Source organism: Janthinobacterium sp. GW456P (assembly GCF_002127655.1).
Taxonomy (GTDB): Bacteria; Pseudomonadota; Gammaproteobacteria; order Burkholderiales; family Burkholderiaceae_D; genus Janthinobacterium.
In genome coordinates this window covers 109,967-135,036 of record NZ_NEHB01000014.1, presented here as the reverse complement: position 1 = coordinate 135,036, position 25,070 = coordinate 109,967, and the positions used below count along the sequence as shown (strand labels likewise).

The 25,070-nt window shown below is 63.6% G+C and carries 22 protein-coding genes and 4 tRNA genes; 9 read left to right on the top strand and 17 right to left on the bottom strand.

The window, feature by feature from the left end; genetic code table 11:
• Positions 1–212, top strand: a 212-nt coding sequence (locus CBW66_RS15540) for an integrase core domain-containing protein (RefSeq protein WP_139843054.1), incomplete at its 5' end; no start/stop codon positions are given.
• 95 nt (positions 213–307) lie between these two features.
• Here CBW66_RS15540 and CBW66_RS15535 read toward each other — a convergent pair.
• Together CBW66_RS15535 and dinB are read right to left on the bottom strand one after the other, a co-directional pair.
• Positions 308–1,204, bottom strand: coding sequence for a recombination-associated protein RdgC (locus tag CBW66_RS15535; RefSeq protein ID WP_035823026.1), 897 nt, complete (start codon positions 1,202–1,204; stop codon positions 308–310).
• Positions 1,205–1,320: 116 nt separating this feature from the next.
• Positions 1,321–2,475 carry a DNA polymerase IV gene (gene dinB, locus CBW66_RS15530; RefSeq protein WP_086137512.1) on the bottom strand — a complete coding sequence of 385 codons (1,155 nt, stop codon included), beginning with the start codon at positions 2,473–2,475 and terminating at the stop codon, positions 1,321–1,323.
• Between the two features lie 162 nt (positions 2,476–2,637).
• Between dinB and CBW66_RS15525 the strand changes: the two genes are divergently transcribed.
• The 8 genes from CBW66_RS15525 to CBW66_RS15490 all read left to right on the top strand — a co-directional run bounded on the left by CBW66_RS15525 (position 2,638) and on the right by CBW66_RS15490 (position 7,806).
• Positions 2,638–4,776, top strand: coding sequence for a S9 family peptidase (locus tag CBW66_RS15525; protein ID WP_253251342.1), 2,139 nt, complete (start codon positions 2,638–2,640; stop codon positions 4,774–4,776).
• A gap of 99 nt (positions 4,777–4,875) precedes the next feature.
• A tRNA-Val gene (locus CBW66_RS15520) sits at positions 4,876–4,951 on the top strand.
• Positions 4,952–5,005: 54 nt separating this feature from the next.
• Positions 5,006–5,082, top strand: a tRNA-Asp gene (locus CBW66_RS15515).
• A gap of 217 nt (positions 5,083–5,299) precedes the next feature.
• Positions 5,300–5,375, top strand: a tRNA-Val gene (locus CBW66_RS15510).
• 57 nt (positions 5,376–5,432) lie between these two features.
• Positions 5,433–5,509: transfer RNA gene (locus CBW66_RS15505), tRNA-Asp, on the top strand.
• A 168-nt stretch (positions 5,510–5,677) separates the two neighbouring features.
• Positions 5,678–6,715, top strand: a complete 1,038-nt coding sequence (locus CBW66_RS15500) for a hypothetical protein (RefSeq protein ID WP_230492318.1) — start codon at positions 5,678–5,680, stop codon at positions 6,713–6,715.
• The gene (locus CBW66_RS15495) at positions 6,706–7,332 is read left to right on the top strand and encodes an ATP-binding cassette domain-containing protein (RefSeq protein ID WP_086137509.1); all 627 of its coding nucleotides are present in this window, start codon (positions 6,706–6,708) and stop codon (positions 7,330–7,332) included. The genes CBW66_RS15500 and CBW66_RS15495 overlap by 10 nt, the downstream gene beginning before the upstream one ends.
• Before the next feature lie 126 nt (positions 7,333–7,458).
• Positions 7,459–7,806 (top strand): CzcE family metal-binding protein, encoded by a 348-nt coding sequence (locus CBW66_RS15490; protein WP_086137508.1) that lies wholly within the window; start codon positions 7,459–7,461, stop codon positions 7,804–7,806.
• A gap of 70 nt (positions 7,807–7,876) precedes the next feature.
• Here CBW66_RS15490 and ahpF read toward each other — a convergent pair whose 3' ends face one another.
• The 15 genes from ahpF to CBW66_RS15415 all read right to left on the bottom strand — a co-directional run bounded on the left by ahpF (position 7,877) and on the right by CBW66_RS15415 (position 24,930).
• Positions 7,877–9,472, bottom strand: a complete 1,596-nt coding sequence (gene ahpF, locus CBW66_RS15485) for an alkyl hydroperoxide reductase subunit F (RefSeq protein ID WP_086137507.1) — start codon at positions 9,470–9,472, stop codon at positions 7,877–7,879.
• A gap of 98 nt (positions 9,473–9,570) precedes the next feature.
• Entirely contained in the window at positions 9,571–10,134 is a 564-nt protein-coding gene (gene ahpC / locus CBW66_RS15480) for an alkyl hydroperoxide reductase subunit C (RefSeq protein WP_077398190.1), read from the bottom strand.
• Positions 10,135–10,328: 194 nt separating this feature from the next.
• Complete coding sequence (locus CBW66_RS15475) at positions 10,329–10,727, bottom strand: DUF3597 domain-containing protein (protein ID WP_086137506.1); 399 nt, start codon at positions 10,725–10,727, stop codon at positions 10,329–10,331.
• 169 nt (positions 10,728–10,896) lie between these two features.
• Complete coding sequence (locus CBW66_RS15470; RefSeq protein ID WP_086137505.1) at positions 10,897–13,740, bottom strand: EAL domain-containing protein; 2,844 nt, start codon at positions 13,738–13,740, stop codon at positions 10,897–10,899.
• Positions 13,741–13,874: 134 nt separating this feature from the next.
• Positions 13,875–14,267, bottom strand: a complete 393-nt coding sequence (gene rbsD, locus CBW66_RS15465; RefSeq protein ID WP_086137504.1) for a D-ribose pyranase — start codon at positions 14,265–14,267, stop codon at positions 13,875–13,877.
• A gap of 4 nt (positions 14,268–14,271) precedes the next feature.
• Positions 14,272–15,180 (bottom strand): ribokinase, encoded by a 909-nt coding sequence (gene rbsK, locus CBW66_RS15460; protein WP_086143020.1) that lies wholly within the window; start codon positions 15,178–15,180, stop codon positions 14,272–14,274.
• Positions 15,177–16,235, bottom strand: coding sequence for a LacI family DNA-binding transcriptional regulator (locus CBW66_RS15455; protein ID WP_086137502.1), 1,059 nt, complete (start codon positions 16,233–16,235; stop codon positions 15,177–15,179). Before CBW66_RS15455 ends, rbsK begins: the two co-directional genes overlap by 4 nt.
• Before the next feature lie 9 nt (positions 16,236–16,244).
• Entirely contained in the window at positions 16,245–17,216 is a 972-nt protein-coding gene (locus CBW66_RS15450) for an ABC transporter permease (protein WP_086137501.1), read from the bottom strand.
• An 18-nt stretch (positions 17,217–17,234) separates the two neighbouring features.
• Positions 17,235–18,794: a sugar ABC transporter ATP-binding protein gene (locus CBW66_RS15445; RefSeq protein ID WP_086137500.1), complete on the bottom strand. Its 1,560-nt coding sequence runs from the start codon at positions 18,792–18,794 to the stop codon at positions 17,235–17,237.
• Between the two features lie 83 nt (positions 18,795–18,877).
• Positions 18,878–19,813 (bottom strand): sugar ABC transporter substrate-binding protein, encoded by a 936-nt coding sequence (locus tag CBW66_RS15440; protein ID WP_086137499.1) that lies wholly within the window; start codon positions 19,811–19,813, stop codon positions 18,878–18,880.
• 232 nt (positions 19,814–20,045) lie between these two features.
• Positions 20,046–20,927, bottom strand: a complete 882-nt coding sequence (locus CBW66_RS15435) for an EamA family transporter (RefSeq protein ID WP_086137498.1) — start codon at positions 20,925–20,927, stop codon at positions 20,046–20,048.
• A gap of 162 nt (positions 20,928–21,089) precedes the next feature.
• Entirely contained in the window at positions 21,090–22,181 is a 1,092-nt protein-coding gene (locus tag CBW66_RS15430) for a zinc ribbon domain-containing protein (RefSeq protein ID WP_086137497.1), read from the bottom strand.
• A gap of 8 nt (positions 22,182–22,189) precedes the next feature.
• Entirely contained in the window at positions 22,190–23,296 is a 1,107-nt protein-coding gene (locus CBW66_RS15425; protein WP_086137496.1) for a zinc ribbon domain-containing protein, read from the bottom strand.
• A 67-nt stretch (positions 23,297–23,363) separates the two neighbouring features.
• Entirely contained in the window at positions 23,364–24,089 is a 726-nt protein-coding gene (locus CBW66_RS15420) for a hypothetical protein (protein WP_139841592.1), read from the bottom strand.
• Between the two features lie 49 nt (positions 24,090–24,138).
• Positions 24,139–24,930, bottom strand: coding sequence for a hypothetical protein (locus CBW66_RS15415; RefSeq protein WP_230492327.1), 792 nt, complete (start codon positions 24,928–24,930; stop codon positions 24,139–24,141).
• Positions 24,931–25,070: the final 140 nt, after the last annotated feature.

The following is a 25,070-nucleotide window of genomic DNA, read 5'->3' as shown; positions in this document are numbered from 1 at the left end:
TGACCGACGGCTACGACTGCTATCAGAATGCGCTGGCCGAACGCATCAACGGCATTCTGAAAGGCGAGTTCCTGCTGAATCGACCTGCCGACCTGAAACAGGCGAGCAAAATGGTGGCGCAATCGGTGCGGATCTATAACCAGGAACGGCCGCATACGGCGCTGAAATACAAAACGCCCGATGCGGTGCATCGGGCGTTTTTACAGCAATAAATACTGTCAACCTATTTTAGGACTGGACATCGGCAAAATGGTCTAGGCGAAAAAAAAGGAGCGTCAGCTCCTTTTTCGTACCGGCATGACGGCTGTTACGCCGTCGCTTCGCCGCCCAGCGCTTCGACCACGTCGGCCATCAGCTTGGCGAGCTCGCCCGTCATCAGCATCACGTCGCCGTCGAAACGCTCTTCGTCGTTCTTTGTGCTCGATTCCGTTTCCTTGATCACGTCGAGCGGCTTGACGCTCTTGATGGCCAGCGATTCCGTCAGCACGAACGAGATCTTGTCGTTCCACGTCATGGCCAGGCGCGTGCACTGCTTGCCGGCCGCGATGTGGCGGCGCACGTCGTCCGCTTCCAGGGTGTGGCGCACGTAGCGCACGGTGGCCTTGCTTTCGCCCGTGGCGCGCAATTCCGTGTCCATGTCGACCGTGAAGCCGGCCGGCGCATCGTCCGCCTGCAGCCATTCCGTCATCACCGCCACGGGCGAGCGCTGCACGCGCAGGCTTTCCAGCGGCAGCTTGTCGACGGCTTTGAGCAGCAGCTTGATAACTTCATCGGCTTTCGCCGGGCTGGCGGCATCGACCACCAGCCAGCCATTGACGGGATCGATCCAGGTCCAGACGTTGCTGCGGATGCTGAAGGCGCGCGGCAGCAGTTCGTCGGCCACGCGTTCCTTCAATTCCTTCATGGCTTTCTTGCCAGGCGCAAAGCCTTGCGCTTCTTCCATCTCGGCGGCGCGGGCCTTGGCCACCTGGTTGATGACGGTCGCTGGCAGCAGTTTCTTTTCCGTGCCCAGCAAGATCAGCATCTGCTTGTTGACCACGTGGACCAGACCGCCGTTCGGGCGTGGCGTATCCCAGCCCTGGCGCATCAGATCCATGCTGGTCGCCGGCGTAAATTTGTTCGAGGACAAGGCCTCTTCCAGTTGTTCTGGCGTATAGGCCCACGGTGCGGGCAGGCGGTAAATCTGAAGATTCTTGAACCACATAGTTTTTGTCTTCCGTTTGTTTCAGTAGTGCCAGGGGAACGCCATTCTACACTTTCGACGTGAAAATACCGTCAAAAGCGCGGTCTGGCGCGGTATGTATCTTGTAGGAAACGCTGCTACAGGGCGGGAAACAGCTCCGCCTGGGCGGGTATCTGCCGCGTCACGACGGCCGGATCGGACAAGGTCGAGATGCGCACGCCCAGCAGGCGGATTTTTTTCTCAAATGGCACGCGCCGCAGGCAATCGCGGCTGGCGCGCAGGATGGCGGCGGCGTCCGCCGTGGCACTGGGCAAGGTGATGTCGCGCGTGACGGTGCTGAAATCCTCGAAGCGCAGCTTGATGCCCACCGTGCGCCCCGCCAGCGACTGTTTATCGAGGTCGCCCGCCACGCGCGTGCACAGGCTTTCCAGTTTTTCCGACAGGGTGGCGCGGTCGCGCACCACCTGCAAGTCGCGCTCGAACGTCGTTTCGCGGCTGACGGATTTGGTTTCGCGGCTCGTCTGCACGGGCCGCTCGTCGATGCCCAGCGCCGCCTGGCGCAGCCAGCCTGTGTACAGGTCGCCGAACTGCGTGCGCAGCATGGCCATATCGGCCCGCGCCAGCTCGCCGATGGTCACGATGCCCAGCGCTTCGAGCTTGGCCGTGGCCTTCGGGCCGATGCCATTGATCTTTTTCGCCGGCAAGGGCCAGACCCGCGTTTCCACATCCTCGGGCGACAAAATGGTGAGCCCGTCGGGCTTTTCCAGGTCGGAACAGATTTTCGCAAGCAATTTATTCGGCGCCAGGCCGATCGAGCACGACAGGCCCGTCGCCTCGAACACGGCCGCCTTCAGGCGCGCCGCCATGGCCGGCGCCTGCTCGCCATGTTCCGTCAGGTCGACATAGATTTCATCGATGCCCACGTTCTGGATGATGGGGCACAACTGGGCCACGGCTTGCTTGAAGCGGGCCGAATAGTCGCGGTAAGCCTCGAAATCGGCGGGTAGCAAGATGCTGTCGGGTGCCAGTTTCGCCGCTTTCATGATGCCCATGGCGGAAAACACGCCGAACGCGCGCGCCGCATACGTCGACGTGGTGACGACGCCGCGCCCCACGTAGTCGCGCATGCGTGCAAACTGCCGCGTGCCATCTTCTTGCAGCAGGGGTTGCTGCAGCCGGCCGCCGCCGATGACGACGGCTTCGCCGCGCAATTCCGGATATTTCAACAGTTCCACGGATGCAAAGAAGGCGTCCATGTCCAGATGGGCTATCCAGCGGCGCGGTTCAGGCAATGTAGGGGCAGATGTGGTCAAGGACACCTCGCGGCGCGATACTGTAGTTATATACAGTATCGCTGGAAATGCCCATCGATGCAAGTTGAAACGCATGCGCACGCCGGTTGCTTTTCTCAATAGCAAGATTACAATCCTGACATGACTATAAAAGGAGTTGCCTTGTCTACAGCACATCAAGCGTTGCGCCACCTGGCCGTCTGCTCATCCATCCTGCTGTCCACGCTGGCGCCATCCGCGCTGGCCGCCGACGCCACCGCCCCCGTCGCCGCCAAGACAGCCTGGCAGGAAACGCGCCATGGCACGGTCGTCACGGACGACTACCGCTGGCTGCAAAAGAAGMCCGATCCCGCCGTGATCGACTACCTGAATGCGGAAAACGCCTACACGGCCGCCGTCACGGCCCCGATCCAGCCGCTGGCCGACAAGGTCTACGCCGAGATCAAGGGCCGCATGCAGGAAGTGGACCTGTCCGTGCCTGCGCGCCAGGGCAATTTCTACTATTACACGCGCATGGAAGCGGGCAAGCAATACCCGATACACTGCCGCCGCCCTGTCGCTGCCGGCGGCGCTTACGATGCGCAGGCGCTTGAAGAAATCCTGCTGGACCAGAACCAGTTGGCCGAAGGCCACAAATTCTTTGCCGTGCGCGCGTTTGCCGTCAGCCCGAACGAACAATTGCTGGCCTACACCACCGACACGACGGGCTTTCGCCAGTACGAACTGCATGTCAAGGATCTCAAAACAGGCAAGTTGCTCACGGACAGCATGCCGCGCGTGACGTCCCTGGCCTGGGCGGCGGACAATGCCACCCTGATGCTGACGCAGGAAGACGCCACCACCAAGCGCGCGGACCGCTTGTTCCGTCTGCCACTGGGCGGCACGCTGCAGCAGGTCTACCACGAGCCGGTGGAACAGTTCGCCATCGGCGTGAGCCGTACGCGCGACCAGCGCTACTTTGTGCTCACGGCGCGCAGCACGGATACCAGCGACGTGCTGCTGCTGCCGACAAGCAAGCCGGAAGGCAGTTTTCAAAGCGTGCTCAAGCGCGAAAAAGGCCACCGCTACAGCATCGAGCACCGCGACGGACAGCTTTACATTCTCACCAATAAGGACGCGAAAAATTTCCGTGTCGTCAGCGCACCGCTGTCGGATCCGCAGCCGAAGCACTGGAAATCCGTCGTGCCGCATAACAAGGATGCCGTGATCCAGTCCATCGACGTCTTCCAGGGCTACCTGGTGGTGATGGAAAAGGCGCGCGCCCTGAACCGCGCGCGCATCCATGATTTCGCGCGCAATAGCTGGAAGACGGTGCAGTTTGACGACCCTGTCTACCTGGCGACGGCGGCCGGCACGCCAGAATTTACGGCAACGCAATTTCGCATGTCCTACCAGTCGCCTGTCACGCCGCCCACTGTCATCGACGTGGCGATGCAAGATGGCAAGCGCACGGTGCTGAAACAGCAGGAAATCGTCGGCGGCTTTGACGGCAGCCGCTACACGACGCAGCGCCTGTGGGTGAAAGCGCGCGATGGCGTGCAAGTGCCGCTGTGGGTCGTCTACAAGAAGGGCGTCAAGCTCGACGGTTCCGCGCCGCTGCTGCTGTACTCGTATGGCTCGTATGGCATCTCCACGGAAGCCACTTTTTCCATCAGCCGCATCAGCCTGCTGGAGCGGGGGGTCATCTATGCGCAGGCGCATATCCGCGGCGGCACCGACATGGGCGAAGCGTGGCATGAAGACGGCATGCTGATGAAGAAGAAAAACACCTTCAACGACTTCATCGACAGCGCCGACTACCTGGTGCGCGAAAAATGGACGAGCCCGAACCGCCTGATCATCCAGGGCGGCAGCGCGGGCGGCTTGCTGATGGGCGCCGTCGTCAACATGCGTCCCGAGCTGTTCCACGCCGTGCACGCGGCCGTACCGTTTGTCGACGTGATGAACACCATGATGGACGCCAGCCTGCCGCTGACCACGGGCGAGTATCTGGAATGGGGCGACCCGAACCAGAAGGCCGCGTACGACTACATGCTCAGCTATTCGCCTTACGACAACATTGCGCGCAAGAATTATCCCGCCATGCTGGTGACGACGGGCCTGAACGACAGCCAGGTCATGTACTGGGAACCGGCGAAATACGTGGCCAAGCTGCGCGCGTATAAAACGGACGGTAATCCCCTGCTGCTGAAAACGAATATGGGCGCCGGCCATGGCGGCGCTTCGGGCCGCTACAACGCCATCGCCGAGAACGCATTCAATATGGCGTGGATGCTGTCGCAGTGGGGTATTACAGAGTAAAGTGAAAAAAGCGCTTGCAGAAGGATTTTAGCCATCCTATAATAGCGCCTCTTCCAGACGTGGTGACAAACGTCGGGATGGTTTTCTGAGACAAGCAACGGGTGCTTAGCTCAGTTGGTAGAGCGGCGCCCTTACAAGGCGTAGGTCGGGAGTTCGAGCCTCTCAGCACCCACCAAATCAGAAAACTGTCCAGTGCTTCATGGATCAGCAATACAGATCATACGAGCTTGGAGTGGTAGTTCAGTTGGTTAGAATACCGGCCTGTCACGTCGGGGGTCGCGGGTTCGAGTCCCGTCCGCTCCGCCAATAAAAGAAAAGCCCTTTGGTTCCCAGAACCGAAGGGCTTTTCCCATTTCCGCGCCAGAAAAAGCGCCGGCATCCCCACTTCTGAATATTTTTGCGTATTTCAGCAAAAAAACTGCCATTCCCCCTCAAGAATAGTTGCACAAGGGCGAAAGCGCCCCCTATAATAGTGCCTCTTCCAGACGTGGTGACAAACGTCGGGATAGTTTTCTGGGTATGCGGGTGCTTAGCTCAGTTGGTAGAGCGGCGCCCTTACAAGGCGTAGGTCGGGAGTTCGAGCCTCTCAGCACCCACCACCAATACAGAAAATTATCCAGTGCTTCATGGATCAGCAACACAGATCATACGAGCTTGGAGTGGTAGTTCAGTTGGTTAGAATACCGGCCTGTCACGTCGGGGGTCGCGGGTTCGAGTCCCGTCCGCTCCGCCAATAAAAGAAAAGCCCTTTGGTTCCTGGAACCGAAGGGCTTTTCCCATTTCTGGGCAGCAAATGCTCTAGAATCAGCGCTACCCTGACTCCGTCCCTGCCCGCATGCGCTTGCCCCGTAGTACTTCCCCCTATATCGCCCTGCGGCTGCGCCTAGCCCATCATGCTTTGTTGCAATTTACCGCCAGCCTGACGAGTTCCTTGGAAATTCTCGTGTTCCTGGCCGGTCCCGTCCTGCTGGGCTTGCTCAGCGTGATCGCCCTGCCCGGCTTTCTCGCCGTGAGCCAGCCCTGGCCCGCCGCCCTGGGTATCATCGTCACGCAGACCGTGCTCACTTGCCTGCCCGCCTGGCTGCTGCGCAAACGGTTGCTGCCGGCGAATACCGCCGCCTGGCTGCGCCAGCTGCCCTTGCCGCCGCGCCTGCGCTGGCAAGCCGATATCGCCGTGGCCGGCATGCTGATGCTGCCGCTGGGCCTTGCCTATGCCGTCTCTGCCGGCATCTGGCTGCTGCAGTCGCCGTCCTGGCTGCGCCCGGTCATCGCGCCCGGCATGGCCGCCACCCTCGCCGCCTGGCTGCTGGCCTGGCTGCTGACGACGCTCATCGTGAAGCAGCGCCTGCGCGCGCCGCGGTCCGCACACAGGGCGCGCCCGCCCACGATGACGGCCTATGTGCCGCAACGGCCCCGCTGCTCTACCCTGTTCCTGTGGCGCCAGCTGTTCTGGCTGCCGTTCTGGCGCAACGAGAACGTGATTGGCCTGCAGCAAAGCGCGCTGCTGGCCATGGCGGGCGCCAGCATGCTGGCCTGGCTACTGCACACGCCCCTCGTGCCCGCGCCGCTGCTCGGCCTGCTGGCCAGCGCCAGCCTGGTCATTGTGACGGACCGCGGCGACAAGGCCGTGCGCGAACAGATCGCCGTGCTGCGCCCCGTGCTGAACGCCTGGCCCCTGGCCCGCACGGCCCTGATGCGCCTGGCCTGCGCCGCCAGCCTGCTGCCCGCCTTTGCCGTGCTGCTGGCAGGCGCTGTCTTGCTCTACAACATCAACCCCGCCGCCTTGCAGCAGCGCGTCACCAGCGTGTATGCGCTGACGGCCAGCGCGGCCCTGCTGGCCATCGTGGGCCTGCCCCGCCTCACGGCGCGGGGCCGGGTCGCCCTCGTCATTTTCTCCATCCTTGCCTTGAGCGCCATCGGAAGCGAATTATGGAATTGAATGCCTGTTCTCCCACCCTGCACATCGCGCAGCTCGATTTTCACTTCCCCACGCACAGCGTGTTCCAGGGCTTCAACCAGCAATTCGGCCCCGGCGTCACCTGGCTGCGCGGCGCGAACGGCGCCGGCAAGACGACCCTGCTGAAGCTGGCGGGCGGCGCCCTGCTGCCCGCGAGCGGCACCATCCGCCTCGATGACGTCGACAGCGCGCATACGCCGCTGGCCTACCGCGCGCAAACGTTCTATTGCGGCGGCGACGCGCCCGCCCTGCCCTGGCTGCAAGTGCGCGAATTTCTCGACCTGCACCTGGCCCTCTACCCGGGCAGCGACGAATCCCTGCTGAACGCGGAACTCGACGCCTTTGCCCTGCTGCCATCACTGCAGCAAGGCATCACCGCCCTGTCCCTGGGTCAGCATAAAAAACTGCAACTGGCGCTGGCCCTGGCCTTGCCCGTGCACCTGCTGCTGATCGACGAGCCGTTCAACGGCCTCGACGCGGCCGCCATGGCGCACCTGCGCGCGCGCCTGGCCGACCCGGCCCGCCTGGCGCGCCAGTGCATCGTGCTGACCAGCCACCTGGAACCGCAACTGCCGCTGGCGGCGACCGTAGAACTGTGAAATATTGCTTTGAAGATCAGCCAGGAAGCGCTTAGGATGCCGTGTTGCAAAAACCGGCGATCCCGGTGCAACCAATACGATAAAACGGCGTGGTGACCCGCTGCGCCATACATTCCTGGAGAGATTATGTTGAATACACCCCGCAGCGCCCTGGCCATTCTGTGCGCCACCCTTGCCACCGTTGCCACCCCGGCCATCGCCGCCGGCCCCACGGGCACGGCCGCCGACTATGGCAGCAGCGCACCGCACGGCGCCGCCCAGCGCAGCATCGAGCTGCAGGCTGACACCCGCCACATCAACGTCACGCGCGGCGAAACCGTCACCATCGCGCGCGCCGGCCAGCGTTTTACGTGGCATGTGCAAACTTTTAACCATCAAACGACATTCGCACTGAGCGACATCGCGCCGAAGGACATGCCCGTTGACGGCATCGCGGTGTATGTGGCCGCCAATCCCCTGTACGCGGGCAGTTAAGTTTCTTCGAGACCTATAAAAAAACCGGAACCACCTTGCGGCCGTTCCGGTTTTTTTTCAGCGTGAAGATTTACGCCGTCAATGCTTCTTTCGCTGCGGACTCATCGACCACTTCCTCGTCGTCCGAGCGGATCAGGTGGTCAAAGGCGGACAGGGCTGCCTTGGCGCCTTCGCCGGTGGCGATGATGATCTGCTTGTACGGCACCGTCGTCACGTCGCCGGCCGCAAACACGCCGGGGATCGAGGTCTGGCCGCGGGCATCGACTTCGATTTCGCCGTGGCGCGACAGGGCGACCGTGCCTTTGAGCCACTCCGTGTTCGGCACCAGGCCGATTTGCACGAACACGCCTTCGAGCTCGACCTTCTTCGACTCGCCGCCGATGCGGTCCGTGTAGGACAGGCCGTTGACGATCTTGCCGTCGCCGTGGATTTCCGTGGTTTGCGCCGAGGTGATCACGGTCACGTTCGGCAGGCTGTGCAGCTTACGTTGCAGCACCGCATCGGCGCGCAGTTCCGCGCCGAACTCGATCAGGGTCACGTGTTTCACGAGGCCGGCCAGGTCGATCGCCGCTTCCACGCCCGAATTGCCGCCGCCGATCACGGCCACGCGCTTGCCCTTGAACAAAGGACCATCGCAGTGCGGGCAGTAGGCGACACCGTGGTTGCGGTATTCCTTCTCGCCCGGCACGTTGATTTCGCGCCAGCGGGCACCGGTGGCCAGGATGACGGTCTTGGCTTTCAGGACGGCGCCATGCGCCGTTTCAATCTCGATCAGCTTGCCCGGCGTCAACTTGGCGGCGCGCTGCGTATTCATGATGTCGACGTCGTATTCCTTGACGTGCTGTTCCAGCGCCACGGCGAACTTCGGACCATCGGTTTCCTTGACGGAAATAAAGTTTTCGATCGCCAGGGTATCGAGCACCTGGCCGCCGAAACGCTCGGCCAGCACGCCCGTGTTGATGCCCTTGCGGGCCGCGTAGATGGCCGCTGCCGCGCCGGCCGGGCCGCCGCCGACGATCAGCACGTCAAACACGTCTTTCTTGTTCAGCGCTTCCGCCTGGCGGGCGCCGGCATTGGTGTCGAGCTTGGCGAGGATTTCCTCGACATTCGTGCGGCCCTGGCCAAAGTGTTCACCATTGAGGAACATCATCGGCACGGCCATGATCTGGCGTTCTTCCACTTCTTGCGGGAATACGCCGCCATCGATGGTGGTGACCTTGATGCGCGGGTTGATCACGGCCATGGCATTCAATGCCTGCACCACTTCCGGGCAGTTATGGCAGGAGAGCGAAATAAACGTTTCAAACTCGTAATCGCCGTCGAGATTGCGGATCTGCTCGATCACGGCATCGTCGAACTTGATGGTGTGGCCGCCCACTTGCAGCAGCGCCAGCACCAGCGAGGTAAATTCGTGGCCCAGCGGCACACCGGCGAAACGCACGCCGATGTCGGAGCCGGTACGGTTGATGCTGAACGACGGGGTCCGTACGCCAGCGTCAAGGCGCTCGACCAGCGTGATCTTGTCGCTCAACAGGACTATTTCCTGGAGCAATTCCTTCATCTCGCGGGCTTTTGCGCTGTCATCGAGAGAGGCGACCAGCTCAAGCGGATACACCACTTTTTCCAGGTAGGATTTCAGTTGGGTTTTGAGGGTGGCATCTAACATGATTTTTTCTTCCTTTACAAATATTTAGGCGAATGCCGGGCCGGACGCCCGGTCCGGCATCGCGGTAACTACTTGTTTGCTACGTCGTGCATCGAAACTTAGATCTTGCCGACCAGGTCCAGCGATGGGGTCAGGGTCGCTGCGCCTTCCGTCCATTTGGCTGGGCACACTTCGCCTGGGTGGTTCGCCACGTACTGCGCGGCTTTGACTTTGCGCAACAGTTCTGCGGCGTCACGGCCGATGCCGTTGTCATGCACTTCCAGCACTTTGATGAAGCCGTCCGGATTGATGACGAAGGTGCCGCGCAGTGCCAGGCCTTCTTCTTCGATCATGACTTCGAAGTTGCGCGACAGGGCGCCGGTCGGGTCGCCGATCAGTGCGTATTGCACTTTCTTGATCGCGTCCGAGGTGTCGTGCCAGGCTTTGTGCGCGAAGTGGGTATCGGTCGAGATGCCGTAGACATCGACGCCCAGCTTCTGGAACTCGGCGTGGTGATCGGCCAGATCTTCCAGTTCAGTTGGGCAAACGAAGGTGAAGTCGGCTGGGTAGAAGACAAATACCGACCACTTGCCTTTCAGCGACGCTTCCGTCAGGTCGACGAATTTGCCATTGTGGTATGCGGTTGCCTTGAATGGTTTAACTTGGGTATTGATCAGCGACATTTCATTTCCTCTCGTGTGGTGAATCAGTAAGACTCTAGTGTAAGGGGTTTTAATCCATATGCAAAATTGATTGTCACAATAGTTTCAATTGGTTTTAGCTATCATGACACCATGGGAACTCCATGATAGGCAGTTCCCACAGGATTGGATAGCGGTGACAGTGGATACCCCTGCCGCCGCCAGGTGTTTCTTTCTTAGTTCTTTAACTCTTCCGGTACCTTGCCGCCGTTTTCCGCCAGCTTGATCATCACCTGGCGATGCAGCCAGATATTCATGCTGGCCGAATCGCTGGTGTCGCCCGTGAAATGCAGTTCTTGCGCCAGTTCCTTGCGCGCGGCCAGGCTGCTGTCGAGTTGAAGCAGTTTCATCAGGTCGACGATGGACGTGCGCCAATTGAGTTTTTCCGCGTTCTTGCTGGCCAGGTCGACCAGCACCACTTCCACGTCCACCACCGGCGCGGCAGCGGCTGGCGCTGGTGCTGCCGCCGGTGCCCCCGCCGCTGGCGCGTCGGTAGCGGCCGCTGGCGTGGCGGCTGGTGCGGCGTCGGAGGAGTGGTGGAAGATTTTATTGTAGATATTGCTGAAAATGCCCATGAGGTCACCTCGCGTTGAGTGAATGGAAGAAGGTTTGCCTGCGCACTAGGTCCAGGACCCATGACAGCAACGCCGGGCGCAGGCGCCAGCCCGTCGAGTATAAGCCCGTTCGAGCCGGGAGCCCCGTCCCGCAGGCTTGCGTCAAATCTGGTGGCAAGGCATGCCTGCTTCAAGGATGCAAGGGCCGCCGGGCGTGCAGCAGCGCGTCGAACGCTTCGATGGCCAGCGGCGGCTCAAACAGCTCGCCTTGCGCAAAATCGCAGCCGATCTCCAGCAGCCGCGCGCGCTGCTCTTCGGTCTCCACCCCTTCGGCGATGACTTGCAAACCCAGCTTGTGGGCCATGGTGACGATAGCTTCGCACAGCGCCAATTCGCTGGCCCCGGGCGCCAGCTTGCGCACCAGCACGCCGTCGAGTTTCAGGTAATCGATGCCGCACTGCTGCAATTGCGTCAGCGAGGCATGGCCGCTGCCGAAGTCGTCGAGGGCGATCTGCAAGCCCGCCTCGCGCAAGTGCTGCAGGCGTGGCGCCATGCTATTGCCGTTAGGTAAAAGTACATCTTCGCGCATGTCGAGCACGATGGCCGAAGGCGGCACATCGAGCGCCGCCAGCTGGCGCAGCCAAGTGCCGGGCGCCTCGACTTCGCGCTGCAATTCCAGCGACGACTGGTTCAGGCACAGCTGCAGCCCCGGCAAGCCGATGGCCTGGCCTTGCGCGCGCCAGCGCCGCAGTTGCGCCGCCACCGTGCGCAGCACCCAGTCGCCGATCTCCACGATGAGGCCGCTGCTTTCGGCCAGCGCCAGGAAATCGGGCGGGCACACGACGCCCCGCTGCGGATGGTGCCAGCGCAGCAAGGCTTCCGCTTTGGCCAGTTTGCCGCTACGCAACTCGACGATGGGCTGGTAATGCAGCTGCATCTGCTGTTCGTGCAGGGCCGCGCGCAAGTCCGCCCCCATGCGCATGCGGTTGACGGCCGCCACCTGCATGGCCGGCGTGAAATAACTGTAGCGGTTGCGCCCCGCGCCTTTCGACACATACATGGCTTGGTCAGCATGCTTGAGCAAGTCCTCGATCGTGGCCGCATCGTCCGGAAACAGGGTGATGCCGATCGAGGCGGAGACGAAGGCCTGCTCCTGTCCCAGCAGAAAAGGCGCCAGCAAGCCGTCGAGGATTTGCCGCGCGATGCGGTCGACTTGCTGCAGGTCATCGAGGTCGCACAGGATCACGGTGAATTCATCGCCGCCCAGGCGCGCCACCGTATCCGTCTCGCGCACGCCCACGCGAATGCGCCGCGCCGCCTCGATCAGCAAGATATCGCCCTGGTGGTGGCCGAGGGTGTCGTTGACTTCCTTGAAGTGGTCAAGGTCGATGAACAGGATGGCCACGCGGCTCGCGTCGCGCCGTCCCTGGGCCAGTGCCAGGCGCAGGCGTTCGTGGAACATGCGGCGGTTCGGCAATTGCGTCAGGGTATCGAAATTGGCCTGCTGCCAGATCAGCGCTTCCGTTTGCCGCTTGTCCGTCACGTCTTCCAGCATGCACAGGTGGTGCGGACCGCCATGGCGCGCCGTGGCGATGGCCGTCACCGAGGCGTCGACCCACACCACGCCGCCATCGGGACGCACGATACGCTTGGCGTGGCGAAAGCCCTGCATGCGCCGCGCCAGCAGCTGCGCCACGTGGGCCTGCTCACCCGCCACGTCGTCGGGATGGCTGATCTCCATCCAGCTCGTCTGCTTCATGTGCTCCAACGTGCGCCCGGCGATGGCCAGGTAGCGCGGATTGATATCGAGAAATTGTCCGCTCACGGTATCGATCAAGGCGATGCCCATCGGCGCCTGCTCGAACATGGTGCGAAAGCGCAATTCCCCTTGCCGGATGGTGTCCTCCGTGCGGCGGCGCTCACGTGCCAGATTGCTGAAGTGAAAGGCCGCCGACACGGCCAGCAAGCTGCCCGCCACGCCCAGCGACAGGTACAGCCAGCCCAGGTCCGCGCCTGGCACAGGGCGATACAAAAAACCCTGGTAGGCGCGGCTGTCCGTGGCATTGCGCGGCAGCACGCCCATGGCGGCATACGTATCGGCGATATGCTGCCAGCGCTGGGGATTCATGTAGCCCGGCTCCACCAGCGTAGGCTGCAGCAGTAAATCCATTTGCTGCGCCTCGTACAGCAGGTGCGCGCGGTCATGGCGCTGGCTGTATTTGACATGGATCAGTTGCGTCATTTCCTCGCGGTGCGCCATTGCGTATTGCCAGCCGCGCAAACTGGCCGCGCGGAACGCTTTTACGCGCTCGGGATGGCGGCGCAGTTCCTGTTCGCTGGTAAACAGGTTGTCGCCGTAGAAATCGATGCCGGCCGTGCGCGGCGTAAACTGGTAATAGGGAAATCCCGCGCGGTCCAGATAGTCCGGTTCGTTGGTGGAATATGCGGCAATCGCATCGACCTTGCCCTCGATTAAATCCTCGACCCGGTAGCTGGGCGGCAAGTGGCGCATCTGCTGCGGCGCGACGCCCATTTTCTTCAGGAATAGCGACACTTCATCGGACGCGGACGCCACGTCGGCGGGCGCGCCTATCATCACGGGCGCGCCCGCGAGCTTGCGCACATCGGGCGCACCGCCATGCTGGCGCATCAGCAGCACGCCGGGCGAATGCTGGAATACCACGGCCAGCACCACCACGGGCTTGCCCGCCAAGCGGCTGAGCAACAAGGTGCTGTTGCTCACGCCATATTCGGCCTGGCCCGCCAGCACGGCCGCCTCGGCGCGCGGCGCGCCGCTGCCTTCGAGCAACGTCACCTCGAGGCCCGCCTCGCGGTAATAGCCTTGCTCGATGGCCGCGTAATAGCCGGCAAACTGGAACTGGTGCGTGAAATTGAGTTGCAGGGAGACGGGCTCCAGCGCCCGGGCTTGTGTAGCCAGGCACAGCAGCAGGAAGAAAAGGCCGCGCCAGCCGCGCGCCAGCCTGCCGGCGGGCGGCAAGATACAGCGGAAAGCGTCGGGGGCTTTCTTCGGCATGGCGGAACACCACAGGAAGCTGCCGAGCTGGCAGGGGTAAGGCTATTGTAGCCGCCCCTTTTGCCAAAGGATAATTATTTCAGTGAGAACAATAGCGTTGGTATTTTTTGCAAACAAACTAACGTTTGTTTGCGCTAGAACACGACGCCGGCCACCAGAATGATGTTGGCATACGGACTGCACTCGCCCGTGCGCACGATGGCGCGCGCGCCCCTGCTCAATTGCTTGAACTCCTCGTGCGTCACCTGGCGCGCATCGGGCAAGGCCAGGGCCGCCACCTGGGCCGCCATGGCAGGGTTATGCTGCGGCAACTCGCTGGCGAGCAAATGGTATTCCACCTGCATTTCGCTCAGCACGGTATTCACGGTATCGATGAAGCCGGGAATGCCGCGCGTCAGGGCCAGGTCGATCAGGGGCACGCCCGGCTGCGATGGCAAGCCCGCGTCGCCGATGACGAGCATGTCGCCATGACCGAGCGACGCGATCAGTTGCGACAGTGCGATATTAAGCAGCGGTGATTTTTTCATGGGTTCAGAACAGCTCGTGCAAGTGGGGGATCGACGTTTGTGCGCCGGGTTTGGTGACGCTCCAGGCGGCCGCGCGCTGGCCTTGCTGAATCGCTTCCGCCTCGTCCATGCCGGACGCCAGGCCAGCCACAAAACCGCCGATGAACGTGTCGCCGGCGGCCGTCGTGTCGACCGCCTTCACGGCTTCGGCCGGGAAGGTGAAGTCGCCGCCATACAGGGCCGCGTGCACGCCCTTGGAACCGAGGGTAATGATGACGTTGTCGCTGCCCAGCTTTTGCAGCGCGGCCGCCAGCGCCGGGGCGTCCGCGCCCTCGGGACTGACGCCGGCCAGCATGGCCGCTTCGATTTCATTCGGGATCAGGTAGTCGACCAGTTCCAGCACGCCTTGCGGCAAGCTGGCCGCCGGGGCCGGGTTCAGCACCACGGTCTTGCCCAGCGAGCGGGCCAGTTTAATCGCGTGCACGACGGTGGCCATCGGCGTTTCCAGCTGCAGCACGACGATGTCGGCCTGCGCGATCAACTCTTGCGCCGCGTCGATGTGCGCGGGGCTCAGCAAATCGTTGGCGCCGCCGGCAATCACGATGCTGTTCTGGCCGTTGTCGTCGACGAGGATGGAAGCGATGCCGGACGCGACGCCGGGCAAGGTGGTGATGTGGCGGTCGATGATGCCGTCGCCGACCAGGGCCGTGCGCAGGGTCGCGCCAAACGCGTCGTCGCCCACGCAGCCGACCATGGCCACTTGCTGGGCGCCCGCCACCTTGCCGCTCAGGCGCGCGCAAGCCACGGCCTGGTTGGCGCCCTTGCCGCCAGGAATAGTTCTAAATGCGCCGCCCGTCAGGGTTTCGCCGGGGAGGGGCATGCGCGGCACGCGCAAGACCAGATCCATATTGATGCTGCCGATAACCACGATCATGATGTCATTCCCATCAGTTCAGTTGCAGGTGAAGAAGTAGGTACAGCAGAAGTTACCGTGGCGGCCACGCTGGAGCCGCGCACGTGCAGCTCGGGGGCGATGCTGCGCTGCTGGCGCGGCAAGGCAGGGTCGGCGATGCGCGCCAGCAGACAGGCGGCCGTGATGTGGCCCAGCTCGCGCGTATTTTGCGCCACGCTGCTCAAGGCCGGATGCACGAAGCTGGCCAGGTCGATATCGTCGAAGCCGACGACGGCCAGGTCCACGGGCACGGCAATGCCGCGCTCGGCGGCGGCGCGCAGGGCGCCAAAGGCCATCAGGTCATTGCAGCAGAACAAGGCATCCGGACGCTCGCCCTGGGGCAGCGCCAGCAAGTCCAGCGCGGCCGCGTAGCCGCCCGCGCTCGTAAAATCGCCATGCACGCACAGGGCGTCGGCCAGGACCACGCCCGCGTCCGCCATGGCGCCGCGCGCGCCGGCGATGCGCTCGTTGGAAATGCTCACCTCGCGGGGACCGGCGATGCAGGCGAGGCGCCGGCGTCCCAGTCCCAGCAGATGGCGCGCGGCCAGGGCGCCGCCGGCGCGGTTGTCGACGGCCACGGCATCGATGGCCAGGTCGCTGGGCGCGCGGTCGAGCAGCACGGCCGGCACCTTCATCTTGCGCAGCAGTTCGCCATCGCTGTCGGCCAGCGCGGACAGGATCAGGCCGTCGCAGCGCTTGGTCAGCAGCACGTTCAGGTAATCGCGCTGCTTGACGGGATCGTCATCGGAATTGCACAAAATCACGCTATAGCCGGCCGCGTAGCAGCTGTCCTCGATGCCGCGCGCCACTTCCGAGAAATACGGGTTCGTATTATTCGGAATGATCAGGCCGATGGTGCCCGTGCTGCGGCTGCGCAGCGAGCGCGCCAGCGCGCTGGGCACGTAATGCAGTGCTTCCGCCGCCGCCAGCACGGCGCGGCGCGCCTCGTCGCTGACGGGACGGGTATTGTTGAGGACGTGCGACACGGTGGTAAACGATACCCCCGCCGCCTGCGCCACTTGCTTGATGGTTGCCATGGGCCAGTATTATGAACGCTCGCCGCGGCGGCGGTAAGTGTCGAGCACGACGGCGGCGACGATCACCAGGCCCGTGACGATGCGTTTCACGGGTTCCGATACGCCCACTTGCGCCAGGCCAGCTTCCAGCACGGAAATGATCAACACGCCGATAAAGGTGCTGATGACGGAACCGCGTCCGCCCATCAGGCTCGTGCCGCCGATCACGACGGCGGCGATCACTTGCAATTCCATGCCCACGCCGCCGTTCGGGTCGGCCGCTTCCAGCCGCGACACCTGGAACAGCGCGCCCACGCCGGCAAGAAAGCCCATCAGGGCAAACACCAGCACTTTCGACGGTTTCGTGTTGATGCCGGACAAACGCACGGCTTCTTCATTCGTGCCGATGCCGATCCAGTGGCGTCCCAGCACCGTGCGCGTGAGCACCAGGTGGCCGATGACGACGATGGCAATCGAGGCAATGAAGGCGGGCGACAGGCCAAAGGCGATGGGCGAGCTGATGCCGTCAACGGCGCTGCCGATGTATTCCGTGCGCGAATTGGTCACTTGATAGGCCAGGCCGCGCGCCATTTCCAGCACGCCCAAGGACACAATGAACGAGGGGATGCGCCAGCCGACGGAAATGAGGCCCGTCGTGGCGCCGCACAGGGCGGCGACGAACATGCCCAGCAGGGCCGCGCTCCACACGGGCCAGCCCCAGTGCACGACGGCCAGCGACAGCACGGAAGCGGCCAGCGCCATGACGGAGCCGACGGACAGGTCGATGCCGCCGATGATCAATACAAACGTCATGCCGACGGCCATCACGACCAGGGTCGGGATATTGTTCGACAGGGTGCTGAGGGTAGCCAAAGTAAAAAAGTTTTCGCTGGCAAACGAGAACAGCACGCACATGGCGAGCAAAGCGCCGATCAGGCCCGCATAGTTTTTCAGGTCGGCCAGACTGCGCTGCAGATACGAAGGAGAGGAATGGGTGGTCATGGGAATCTTTCCGGCGGATCAGGCCGCAGCGGGAGTGGAAGTGGGGGTCAAATAGCCGGAGAAGGCGGCCGACAGCAGCGCGTCCTGGCTCCAGGCGCCGCGCTCGAAGGTGTCGACGATGCTGCCCGCGCTCATGACGGCGATGCGGTCGCAGATCAGCATCAGTTCGCGCAAGTCGCTCGACACGATGACGAGGCCCTTGCCCTGGCGCGCCTGCTCGGCCAGCACCTGATAAATATCAAACTTGGCGCCGATATCGATGCCGCGCGTGGGTTCGTCGAACAGCATCACGGGACAGTCGCGGTACAGCCAGCGGGCAATCACCACCTTTTGCTGGTTGCCGCCGGACAGCTCCGCCACCGTTTGCGCGCTGTTGCGCGAGCGGATGCCCAGGCGCTCAATATAGTCGTCGGCCACCGACGCTTCGGCCGCGTCGTTGAGCCAGCCGAGACCAGCGTGACTGACGGTATCGAGCGAGGCCAGCGTCGTGTTGACGGCGATGGACTGGCGCAACAACAAACCTTGGCCCTTGCGGTCTTCCGTGATCATGGCGATGCCGGCTTTCACCGCCGCCTGCGGCGAGTGCAAGGCGGCCGGGACTTCGCTGTCGCCGAGGAACACGTCACCGGCATCGGCGCGGTCGGCGCCGAAGATCAAACGCAGCAATTCCGTGCGGCCCGAGCCGATCAAGCCGGCAATGCCGAGGATTTCACCGGCGCGCAAGTCGAACGACGTCGGGTTGACCGCCTTGCCGCGCGCCAGGCCCCGCACGCGCAGCAGCGGCGCGCCGATGGTGCGTCCGCTCAGGTCGACGGCATCGTCGGCCGAGCGACCCACCATCAGGCTGACCAGGTCGGCGGCGGAGTGGCCCGCGATGTCATCATCGCACACGAGCTGGCCGTCGCGCAGCACGGCGATGCGGTCGGCCACGCGCTTGAGTTCTTCCAGGCGGTGGGAAATATAGATGATGCACACGCCTTCGGCCTTCAGGCGCTCGATTTGCAGGAACAGCAATTCCACTTCGCGGTGCGTCAGCATGGCCGTCGGCTCGTCGAGCACCAGCAGGCGGCAGGCGCCGATCAGGTTGCGCGCGATTTCGATCATTTGCTGGTGGCCGATGCCCAGCTCGCCCACCAGAGTCCACGGGTCGAGGCCGCCCAGGCCCACTTTCTCCATCTGTTCGCGCGCGTCGCGTTCGAGACGGGTGCGGTCGATGAAGCCGAAGCGCTGCGGCAAATTTTTCAAGTACAGGTTTTCCGCGATCGACAGCGTGGGAATCAGATTGAGTTCCTGCATCACCATGCGGATGCCCAGCGCCTCGGCGGCGCCGCGCGAGGCGGGCTGGTAGGGCTTACCATCGAGCAACATGGTGCCCGTGGTGGCTTGCTCCAGGCCGCAGATGATCTTCGACAGGGTGCTCTTGCCCGCGCCGTTCTCTCCCGTCAGCGCCAGCACCTGGCCAGGGGCGAAGCGCAGGCCCACGCCGCCCAGCACGGGGCCGACATAGGACTTGCCGATGTTGTCCAGGGTCAATAGAGGGATGGCGGCTGATGGCGCCGGGGGGATGTCGGTAGGCATGATAAAACTCCGCGGTAGTGGCGGCGGGGCCGGCGCCGCCTGCTCGGTGAGCAAGCGGCGCCGGCCCCGGCGGGATCAGACGATCAGGACTTGGCGCCCTTGGCGACCAGTTCGACCTTGGTTTCGATGACGCCACCGAGATCGGCCTGTTTCTTCTTCTGCGCCAGGGCTTTCAGCACGGTGTCGATACCGAACACGGCTTGCTGCGAACCGAACTGGTCGGCGGTGGCCAGCACGCGGCCATCGGCCAGCATCGGCTTGATGGCGTTGATATTGTCGTAGCCGACGACGAGCACTTTGCCCGTCTTGCCGGCCGCCTTGATGGCGGACACGGCGCCGATGGCCATGTTGTCGTTACCGCACAGCAAGGCCTTGATATTCGGGTTGGCGTTCAGCATGGCGGCCGCCACCGTGTTGGCGGGGGCGATTTCCCACTGGCCCGACTGTACGCTGACCACTTTCGCACCGGCCGCGCTCATGGCGTCCTGGAAGCCCAGGGTGCGCTGCTGCGCGTTGTAAGTGGTCGACACGCCTTCGATGATGCCGACGGGGTCGCCCTTCTTGATCTGCTTGGCCAGGAAGTCGCCGACGACCTTGGCGCCCTTGCGGTTGTCCGGACCGACGAACGGCACGGTGATGCCCTTCTCTTTCAGCGCGCCCTCGTCGAGCTTGTTGTCGATATTGACGACGATGATGCCCGCGTCGATGGCTTTTTTCAGCACCGGCACCAGCGCCTTCGAGTCGGCCGGGGCGATCACCAGCGCGTTGACGCGCGAGACGATCATTTGCTCGACCAGCTTGATCTGGCTCGACGTATCCGTTTCATCCTTGATGCCGTTCGACAGCAGGTCGTACTTGGCGGCATTGGCCTTCTGATGCGCCTTGGCGCCATTTTCCATGGTCAGGAAAAATTCATTGGCGAGCGACTTCATCACCAATGCCACCTTCGGTTTGGCTGGCGTTTGCGCCATCGCCGGCACGGCGGGCAAGGCACACACGAGGACAGCGGCGGCAATCATTTTCAGGCGAATACGGGATGTCATGAGCGTCTCCAGAGTTGTTGGTCAAGCACGTGTACTGCATGCTTTTGAGGAAATTCGTTGCGCGCAAACGTTTGCGCGAAGCGAATAGTGCCTCAATGCCCCATATCAGTGCAAGCAAAACTGTATGTGCGGTGCAGCAAAAGGGATGCGTACAGAGGGAGGCAGGCAAGCCGATATGCTCGGCCTGCCGAGGGGACATGCGCGGAAATCAGGACTTGGTTGCGGGACGGGCGCTGGCCCACTGCACGGCCAGCACGCTGGCCAGCACCAGCAGCAAGCCCAGCATCGACCAGCCCGTCATGGCCTGGCCCAGCAAGGCCCAGCCCAGCACGACGGCCATCAGGGGACTGAGCAGGCCCAGCGAGGAGACGGCCACGGGAGAAAGCCTGGCGATGCCGCGGAACCACAAGGCATAAGCCAGCAGGGCGCCGGCCAGGCACAGGTAGGCGTAGGCCAGCACTTGCTGCAGCGACAAGGCCGGCAACGGCGCGTCGGCCAGCCAGGCGACGGGCGCCAGCATCAGGCCGCCCAGCAGCAATTGCCAGCCCGTCAGCGCCAGCACGGGCAAGTCCGGCTTCCAGCGCCGCGTCAGATAGGTGCCGGCCGCCATGCACGCCGTGCCGCCCAGCGCCGCGGCGATGCCGACGGGTTCCCACACCGTGCGCGGCGACAACAATAAAATACCCATGCCGGCCACGCCCAGCACGCTGGCCCCCAACGCCAGCCGGGCCGGGCGGCGTCCTTCCACGCCCCAGGCCAGGCCCATCACCAGCAGCGGCTGGATGGCGCCCACCACGGCCGCCAGGCCGCCGGGCAAGCGGTAGGCAGCGACGAACAGCAGCGCCTGGAACACGCCGATATTGAGCGCCGACAGGATCAGCACGCGGCCCCAGTCGCGCCGCGCGGGCAGGCGCCGCATGATCAGCAGCAACAGCAAGCCGGCCGGCAGCACGCGGATCAGGGCCGCCGTGAACGGCCGGTCGGGCGGCAGCAGTTGCGATGTGACGATGTACGTGGAACCCCAGATCAGGGGCGCCAGCGCCGTCAGCAGAATATCGCCCCAGGCGGGGCGGACAGAAAAGGCGGACATGTACTATCTCGACATCAAGATAAAAAGCCAGTGTGGGCGCGAACTATCTTGATGTCAAGATAAATTGACGGGTGCACCGGCGCCTGGCGGGCGTAAAAAAGCCCGGCAGGGCCGGGCTTCGGGAATGAGGCAAGGCGGCATGCTGCGCCGCCTGCCCGACGCTTAATCGCGCACGCGCTGCAGCACCGCGATCGGCATGCCGCCGAGCATGAGCGTGGCCGTATTGTTGCTGTTGCTCAGGCTGACCTGCATGGGCATGCCGCCCCGCTCTTCCGAGAGGATCGTCACGACACTGCCCTCGGCGGCAAACGTGGCCTTGCTTGTCTTGCCATGTTCATCGATCATGCTGTCCCGCGTAAATTCCAGGACTTCGCCCGCCGAGGTCTTCCATTTGCCCACCAGCGGGTGGCCGCCAAAGCTGAACAGGCTTTTCAGCTTGTCCAGCATGCCCGGTCCTTGCGCACCCGAGGCATTGCGCATGGCGCCCGCCATGGCCATGGCGGCCTGGCGCATTTTCGCACGGTCGGTGACTTGCCATTGCTTGTCGACCAGCGCCAGCGGCAGTTGCACTTCCAGGCCGCCGCCTGGCAAGCGTTGCAGGATCTGCGCGCGGTCTGGCGATTTGACGAGCCATGCCGCCTCATCGCTCAGCGCCAGGGTGGCCGTGGCCATCGCCACCGGCTGCCCACCCATCTCGCGCACCTGCTCGTAGCCGCTGACCTTGGCCACTTTCACGCCCTTGGCCACGCACAGCTTGTCGCCGCGCAATGCGGCCTTGCCCGGCGCGGCCAGCGCATAGACGAATTGCGATTGCGCCAGCCAGCCGCCGCTGCTTTGCTCGACGGGAGCGTTGTACAGGCCGCTACGCACGAGGATATCGAGCCATTGTCGAGTGGAACTGTCGTACGACGCCACGCGGATTTCTTCCTTCTGGTACGGCAAGTTGGTGAAGCACAGCAGCTTGTCGCGCGCCGCCTCGTCGACCGCCAGGTGGGCGTCGATGGCGCGGCCAAAACTGCTGGCCGACGCCGCTTCCGGCGCCAGCAGCCACGCCAGGGCGCCGCCAGCCACGATGAGCACCGCCAGCGCGCCGCCGGCGATCATGACGTGGCGCCGCTTCAGGCCGGACAGCGCCGGTGTCGTGGCCGCCGCGGGTGCCGGTGATGGGGCAGCGTTGACGGCCTTGCCGCACTCGTCGCAAAAGCGCGCGTCGGGCGCGTGGGCGGTGCCGCACTGTTTACAGAATTGCGCCATGGTCGGCCTTACTTGAGTTTATGCGCGCATTCGCCGCAGAACACGTCATCGGACGCGACCGGGGCCTTGCAGCTCGGGCAATGCAGGCTGTCAACCGGCGCAGCAGCCGGTGCCGCAGGCGCGGCGGCCTGTTCGGCCAGGGCACGCGCGCGTTCACGCGCTTCTTCGGCTTTCTTCTTGACCGTGGCCAGCCCGTCGTTCAGGCTCGCTTCCGAGGCGCTGAAATCGACATTGCGCGTGGCGTTCAGGTAAATGATGCACACGCCCTTGGTAAAGATCAGGCCGGGCACGACGGCCGCGGCCGCCATCAGCAAGCCGCCGCCCAGACCCGCTGCGATGATGTAGCCGGAACCGCTACTCAGACCCGAAGCCAGCGAATACATATTCATCTGGCCGCCCAGGCCCAGGATGCCAGCCGACATGCCGCTGGTCAGCGACACGCCGGTACCGACCACGCCAAAGATCAGCAGCGCCACAAACGTCGTGATCAGGAACAGCAGCACTTCCAGCAAGATCACCGATACCAGCTTGGTGCGCACGATCAGGTTCAGGCGGGCAATGATCTGGAACACGGTGGCGCCCGACCACGCGGCGGGGCCCGCCAGCGGCAGCATCACGTAAAACAGCGCAAACACCAGCACGCCCAGTACGATGGCCGACAGCGGGAAGACCAGCGTGTACAGCACAGGGCCGAGCACGGGGATCTTGCAGACAAACAAAATGATGGCGATGGCGATCATGGCCGCCAGCACGATCAGAAATTCCAGGAACACGACCGCGATCAGGCGGTGGCTCGTGTACAGCGACACGAGCACGGCATCCACCAGGCTCAAGCCAGGCTGGCCCTGGGCATCACGCATCAGCAGGATGCCTACGGCGTTGGAGCCGTAAAACATCACGAGGAAGGCCATCAAGCCGCCCAGGAAGCCCAGCAGCACGCTGCTCATGCTGCCGGCCAGCATCGTCAGGAGGCCACCGACGAGCACGGCGCCGATGAAGGTCAGGGCCAGCAGGGCAATCGCGCGGAAATTCTTGATGGCGTCGGTCGCTTCGATCAGCGAACCGAGCGCGGAGGAAAAGGGAAGAGGTTTAGATGCTTCTGTGGAAATGGTCATGTCTAGCCTGGATGGGGGTAAATCGGGGAACGGAACGACCGGCATGGCCGCCCCGTGGCAATCAGTGTCAGTAAGCGCGGGCCAGTTGCAGGTCGGACGCAGGCGCCTGGCGCTGGACGATCTGCAGCTTGACGTCCTGGCCGCCGACGCGCTTGCTATTCAGGTACAGGGCCGTGCGTACCGGGTAAATGCCCTGCGGCACGCCTTCAGGCATGGGAATCGAGAAGCCGCCCTTGTAGGCGCCGCTGCCGTTATTGCTGCTGACCACCTTGCGCACGGTCTTGATCAGTTCGCCATTTGGCTTGTACAGGCTCAATTCCTCTTCCACCAGCGGGTTCGGATCGCGCGTGCCGGCCGCCACTTCGATATACGAATTGGTCTGCGCCTTCTGGCCCGGACGTACGGAAGACGGCGTAAAGCCTGTCTCGTATTTCACCAGGGTCGATTGCTCGGGCAGCTTGCCCTTGTTGGCCACCTTGTAGTCGGCCTGTACCTGCTGCGACGTCTTGACTTGCTGGCTTTGATAATTCAGGGCCACGCAGGCGAGTGCGCCCAGGCTGGCACCCAGTGCCGCGCCGCGCACGGTATTGTTGCCGCCGCCCAGCAAGCCGCCCACGACGGCGCCGATGCCGGCCAGCATGGCCGTATTGCATTCGCCGCTGGCCGCTTCCGTGCCGGCGGTGGTGGTATTGCCCGTGGCGCCAGGGCCGCCCGGCGCGGCGCAACCGGCCAGCATCGAAGACACGACCAGCAGCGCCACCATGGGCTTGGCAATTTGTTTCAAGTTTTTCACGTTATTCTCCGGAAGGATCAAAATAGGAATGGAAGGCAAGCCGCGCGGCTTACTCGATCTGGATTTGCGACAGCGCCTTGTCTTGCGCTTCCTTCGCCTTGCGCTTGATGTCGAGCGCGTAACGGTTGCCCGTGTCCATGCGCAGCACGGCATTCGCGTTGGCAATGGCGCAGTCGTACTTGCGCTGACTCATGCAGTGGCTCGCTTCCGACAGGCTGTCCGTGATCACGCTTTCCAGGCCGCTAGTCTGTTTGACAGGCGCCGGTGGCGGTGTCACCTTGACCGGCTTGGCCGGTTTTTCCGCGACGGGAGCCGGTTTTTCCACAGCCGGGGCGGGTGCAGGCACCGGCTCGGGGGCGGGCGCGGCGACAGGTGCCGGGGCGGGTGCAGCAGGCGCAACGGCAGGCTCGGCCGCCGTCGCGCCGTCGAGCGCCGGGTCGCTGATGGCCAGCGGCTGCTCGGCGGCAGGCGCGGGTTCCGCCTGCGCGGGCAGGACTGGAACAGCTTCCGGCGCCGGTGCAGCCGGCTTGCTTGAGAGAAAATAGTAAGCCCCCGCACCGCCCAGCAGCACCACTGCGGCGACGCCTGCGGCGATCAGTTTCTTGCGGCTGCCTGCCGCGGGGCTGTCACTTGGCGTGTCGGCCACGGGAGCTGGCGCTGGTGCGGGTTCCGCTGCGGGTGCGGGTGCGGGTGCGGGTGCGGGTGCGGGTGCGGGTGCGGGTGCGGGTGCAGGATCGGCACGGCGCTTTTCCAGCACGGGCGGTGGCGGCGGTGGCGCGACCGGCTCCGGGACGAAGACGGGAACGGGTTCCGGAACAGCTTGCGCGACCATTTCTGCCACTGGAGCGGGCTCAGGAACGACCACACTCACTGGTTCAGGAATGGACGCCGAAACAGGTGCCGCAACAGGTTCTGGCGGCAGCACTGGCGCCACGGCAAAGCTGAACGCGCATTTGGGGCAGAACTTGGCGTCGGGCTTGC